The sequence below is a fragment of the Allobosea sp. 05T422_2 genome, assembly GCF_056396265.1.
In genome coordinates, this window is record NZ_JBFTLD010000426.1 from 1 (window position 1) to 3,028 (window position 3,028).

Annotated in this window: 2 protein-coding genes; both read left to right on the top strand. The window is 62.3% G+C overall.

Annotation, left to right across the window (positions count from 1 at the left end; all coding sequences use genetic code 11):
- Window positions 1-483: 483 nt before the first annotated feature.
- Window positions 484-1,368, top strand: coding sequence for a cytochrome c oxidase subunit II (gene coxB, locus AC1DJT_RS35495; protein WP_476835936.1), 885 nt, complete (start codon window positions 484-486; stop codon window positions 1,366-1,368).
- A gap of 56 nt (window positions 1,369-1,424) precedes the next feature.
- Window positions 1,425-3,028, top strand: a 1,604-nt coding sequence (gene ctaD, locus AC1DJT_RS35500) for a cytochrome c oxidase subunit I (protein ID WP_476835937.1), incomplete at its 3' end; no start/stop codon positions are given.

Sequence of the window (3,028 nt, forward strand, 5' to 3'; positions counted from 1 at the left end):
GCGCAGCCGCGAAGACAGGTCCGATGAACTTGCCCATCCCCGTCATTCCCTTCAAACCGGCACGAATAGCCGGACATCGCCCCCTGAAGCCGGATCGCCCTTGCGGGAATCGTTCGTCCGATTCCGACAAAACCGCCATCCGTCTCTAATCATATTCGAGAGGGCGATCCATGTTTTGAGGGATGCCAGAAGGGCTTCCACACAAAACAATCACGCTCCGAATGTGCCTGCGTTGGGACCATGCAGACCCCGCCCTGTCAAGGACAGAGCCACAACGGAAGCACTTCTTGAGGCCGAGACCTCGCGTGATTATGCCGCACGGGCTGCGTGGAAGGCCTGCATTGCCCCTCTGGCGCAAGCGTGATCTTTGATTTATCGCAATGCCGAAGAACGAGGCGGGCCGATCAGCCGGCCTCGTTGCGCGTGGGCCGCATAGACAAGGACAGCGGGCCGCGACGGGATCACAGGAGCTATGTCGGACCGATGCGATTTCTGAGCAGGACCATTGCAACAGTGGCCGCAGCGGCCCTCGCCGCGGGCGCGACGACGCTTCTTCCTGAAAGTGCGCTGGCCGGCACCGGCATGCCTTCGCCCTGGCAGATGAATCTGCAGGGCGCCGCCACCGAGGTCTCGGAATACATTCACTGGTTCCATGACTGGCTTAACGTGATCATCTTCACGATCTCGATTTTCGTGCTGGGGCTGCTGATCTATGTCGCGTGGCGCTTCAACGAGAGGAAGAACCCCGTCCCCTCCAAGACGACGCATAATGCGCTGCTTGAAGTGGCCTGGACGGTCATCCCGGTCCTGATTCTCGTCGTCATCGCCATTCCCTCCTTCCGCCTGCTCAAGCTCCAGCTCGAGATTCCGCAGTCGGACCTGACCGTTAAGGTCACCGGCAAGCAGTGGTACTGGTCCTACGAATATCCGCAGGACGGCGGCGCCTTCGGCTTCGATTCGCTGATGCTCGACGAAAAGCAGCGCGCCGAAGCGATCRCCAGCAACAAGATCGCCGCAGCCGAGGCTCCGCGCCTGCTCGCTGTCGACAACGAGGCGGTCGTGCCGGTCGGCAAGGTCGTGCGCGTCCAGGTCACCGCGGCCGACGTCATCCACAAGTTCACCGTGCCGTCCTTCGGCATCAAGATCGACGCCATCCCCGGCCGTCTCAACGAGACCTGGTTCCGCGCCGATCGCGAAGGCATCTATTATGGCCAGTGCTCGTTCATCTGCGGGCAGAACCACGCCTATATGCCGATCGCGTTCCGCGTCGTGAGCGCCGAGCGCTATGCGGCCTGGCTTGCCGAATCGAAGAAGAAATTCGCCAGCGCCGGCGACGCCGCCGGCAAGGTCGCCGCCGCGGCCGAGTGAACGAACCAGATCTGACTGAACTCACGCGAACAGATTTCGCACGAGGAGACGAATCCATGGCAACTGCGGCTCCGGGCGCCCACGCCCACGCACACGGACATGATGACGCCCACGCCCACCCGACCGGGTGGCGGCGCTGGCTGCTCTCGACCAATCACAAGGACATCGGGACGCTCTACCTGACCTTCTCGATCATGGCTGGTCTGGTCGGCGGCTTCCTCTCGATCATGATGCGCATCGAGCTGCAGCAGCCCGGCCTGCAGATCTTCGCCAACGGCCAGAGCTACAACGTCTTCGTCACCGGCCACGGCCTGATCATGATCTTCTTCATGGTCATGCCCGCCGTGATCGGCGGCTTCGGCAACTGGTTCGTGCCGCTGATGATCGGCGCGCCGGACATGGCCTTCCCGCGCATGAACAACATCTCGTTCTGGCTGACCGTCGCCGGCTTCGTGCTGCTGGTCATCTCGATGTTCGTCGAAGGCGCACCTGGCGCCCACGGCGTCGGCACGGGCTGGACGATCTATCCGCCCTTCTCGTCGGCAGGCCACCCAGGTCCTTCGGTCGATTTCGGCATTCTCGCGCTTCACCTCGCGGGCGCTGCCTCGATCCTCGGCGCGATCAACTTCATCACCACCATCCTGAACATGCGCGCGCCTGGCATGACCATGCACAAGATGCCGCTGTTCGCCTGGGGCGTTCTGGTCACCGCCTTCCTGCTGCTGCTGTCGCTGCCCGTGCTCGCCGGCGCCATCACCATGCTGCTGACCGACCGCAATTTCGGCACCACCTTCTATGACCCGGCCGGTGGCGGCGATCCGGTGCTCTACCAGCACCTGTTCTGGTTCTTCGGTCACCCCGAAGTGTACATCATGATCCTGCCGGCTTTCGGCATCGTCAGCCACATCATCTCGACCTTCTCGAAGAAGCCGATCTTCGGCTATCTCGGCATGGCTTATGCGATGGTGGCGATCGGCGTCGTCGGCTTCATCGTGTGGGCGCACCACATGTWYACMGYCGGYCTCTCGCTCAACACGCAGCGCTACTTCGTCTTCGCCACGATGGTGATCGCCGTGCCGACCGGCATCAAGATCTTCTCCTGGATCGCGACGATGTGGGGCGGCAGCCTGCGCTTCACCGCGCCGATGCTCTGGGCCATCGGCTTCATCTTCCTGTTCACCGTCGGCGGCGTGACCGGCGTGGTGCTGGCCAATGCGGGCATCGACCGCTCGCTGCATGCGACCTATTACGTCGTGGCCCATTTCCACTACGTGCTGTCGCTCGGCGCCGTATTCGGCCTGTTCGCCGGCTTCTACTACTGGTTCCCGAAGATGTCGGGATATATCATCCCCGACTGGATCGGCAGGCTGCACTTCTGGGTCGCCTTCTTCGGCGCCAACCTGCTGTTCTTCCCGCAGCACTTCCTTGGTCTCGCCGGCATGCCGCGTCACTATGTGGACTATCCGGATGCCTTCGCCGGCTGGCATTTCTGGTCGTCGATCGGCTCCTACATCTTCGCTGCCGGCCTGCTCATCTTCTTCTACGGCGTGATCATCRCTTTCACGAAAAAGCAGCTCGCCGGAGACAATCCGTGGGGCGAAGGTGCAACGACGCTGGAATGGACCCTGTCCTCGCCTCCGCCGTTCCACCAGTTCGAGAC